The following is a 2,277-nucleotide window of genomic DNA, read 5'->3' on the forward strand; positions in this document are numbered from 1 at the left end:
ATGCGATAATTTGTTCACGCCAGGGCAAACCTCCAATAACTGTATCTCCGGCTTTAAAATGATCTGATTTACTTTCAATCACTGTAGCTACTACTCCACCCTCTATACTCTGGTCAACTTGAAAAGGAGGAGCGTATGATTTTGCATCGTTCATCCTACCGCGCATATAAGGATCGACTGAATAATATAAGCCTTTCAAGAGCACATCCCCAACCTGCATTTCCGGCAAATCGATGTTTTCAAATCTGAAATTATCAACGGTAGCCATGCCTTTTGGTCTAGATGCAAGTACGATTTGTTTTGTGTTCATTATTTTGTTTTTGTAAATAATTGTACAAGAAATTTAAAGTCTCCTGATTTTATTTGCCAGTTTTTGACGTAATTAAATAACCTCACCCACCAAATATTGTTTTGTTCGCGTTTTAAAAATCAGCCTTTCAACAAATCGCCTTTTGTTATTTATACCAGCCAAATCATGGGAATATTTCATAAGGATTAAATGTCGTCTGGTTGACCTGATAACCTCCCCAATTTTTATGGGCCCAATACCTTTCCTTTTAATAAAGGATCAATCGATTATCCACTGTCAACTGTTAAATAGGGATTATGGTTTTACCTACCAACACCAGCTTACCCATACCATCCACACACACAATATCCTCAATATAGTTATGCCTGCTCAGGGACAGCTTTTTTGATAACTGGATTAACAAATTTTTTTATCCAAATTTTTTGAAAGTGTTTTATAGACTGTCACGGGGTCTTCATTAACTACCCCCTACTCTGTTTTGGTTTGTGGTGTACCCCCGGCCTGTTTTAAATCCCTTTCTTTTCAGATTTGATAAATTGGATATTTACCATCCCTGGTAAATAGTTTTCAGCGCTTAACCCAATCATTGCTATCGGGTTACGTAATCTCCTCTACCGGCATTCCACACCAGCCAATTAACAAATTATTCACCTCTCAAAAAATCATCAACAAAACATGAGTTTATCATTTGATTGTTACCGCGAGCGAATTGACGCCAATGGTAAGACCTATTTAGACCTTTACATGAGCCTATTGCTGCCTAACAATAAGCGAGCCGGCCTCATGTTCAGCATTGCATCCACCGCTAACATAGCCACGCTTAGCGGTGACGAGATCTATCATACTGTTACCTTCGCTGTGAAGGATAACACGGGGTAGTACTCTTCTGATCAGTATTACAATAGCAGGCTGGCATCAATAATACCGGCCTGCTATTTGGAATAAACTTTATTTATTTATTGCTCCAGAAGCTAAACCTGGAAAGTTTATCACCTACACTTTTAAAAGTTATCAACTGAAATCATGAAAAAAATCAAGAAAACTATTCAATTAATACCTATTGACACTTTCGCCGCAGCATTCATTCAACTGATGGGCTGCACCCGCGAAGAGATCCATATTGAAATGCTGGAGGAGAATCAGTCAGCGTTCGTTATTTATAATGAACAACCATTTAAAATCAATACCCGTGAATATTTATTTGAGAGCGTAAAGCCAATGCTTACAGATATCCATGAGGCCCAGCAGATCAACCCAACTATTTGGGCTGAGGTGACACGCGGTGCACTTCGTAACCCTTCGTTTTATCTGAACTTAATTAGCAATCTGGAGGATATCACCCAGGTCAGCCTATTACAGTTTGTATTTACTATTGATGCCAGGTTTGATATCGATGATGAGTTATTTTGGCTTGCCCTAGATCGCATAGACAGGTTGGATGAAAACGGCACCCTGTATGGTGCAGCTATTGTAGCCGCTGCAAAATTATATGACCTGGACCGGCTGGCAAATGATCTGTTTGATGCCCAAATAATAAATGGTCAAGTTATTTACAACCATTTTGTTGATGGCATATTTAAAGACGTTTACTTGCCGGTAAACGGTGATGAAAATTTCTGCTTTTATATATACTCAGCTATGCCTTAGAAAAACGTATTTGTAAAACAGTACAGCGTATATATGATATGCAGTACTGTTTTACATTTTTTGGTGAAAGTAAATAATTACCCGGTTGGGCCGGTTTTAGGGAATTAACTTCAAACCTTTCCAAGTTTCAAAATCGCGTCACTGAGCGTACTTTCAAGCCCGTAAAATATTTCCGGGCAAACCTGCTTGTTAGTGATGGAAAATACGCCTGAGTCATTTAGCTGCATGTGAAAACGGCATCTTTTATTTTCGTGCATCACATACACCTGGAACAACTGCAGCGTAACTCGGTTCATGGTTATAAACTCGAAAGAACCCTC

Annotated in this window: 3 protein-coding genes and 1 pseudogene; 2 read left to right on the forward strand and 2 right to left on the reverse strand. The window is 39.0% G+C overall.

Annotation, left to right across the window (positions count from 1 at the left end):
• A pseudogene (locus QZY09_RS05370) lies at positions 1-310 on the reverse strand (NADP-dependent oxidoreductase); the annotation flags it as partial.
• Between the two features lie 675 nt (positions 311-985).
• Between QZY09_RS05370 and QZY09_RS05375 the strand changes: the two are divergent.
• Positions 986-1,189, forward strand: coding sequence for a hypothetical protein (locus QZY09_RS05375; RefSeq protein WP_295669203.1), 204 nt, complete (start codon positions 986-988; stop codon positions 1,187-1,189).
• A gap of 144 nt (positions 1,190-1,333) precedes the next feature.
• On the forward strand, positions 1,334-1,957 hold the full coding sequence (locus QZY09_RS05380; protein ID WP_295669206.1) for a hypothetical protein: 624 nt from the start codon (positions 1,334-1,336) through the stop codon (positions 1,955-1,957).
• Between the two features lie 110 nt (positions 1,958-2,067).
• Here QZY09_RS05380 and QZY09_RS05385 read toward each other — a convergent pair.
• Positions 2,068-2,277: hypothetical protein (locus QZY09_RS05385; RefSeq protein ID WP_295669209.1), on the reverse strand; the 210-nt coding region annotated here is incomplete at its 5' end.

It is taken from the genome of uncultured Mucilaginibacter sp. (genome assembly GCF_903913935.1).
Lineage (GTDB): Bacteria > Bacteroidota > Bacteroidia > Sphingobacteriales > Sphingobacteriaceae > Mucilaginibacter.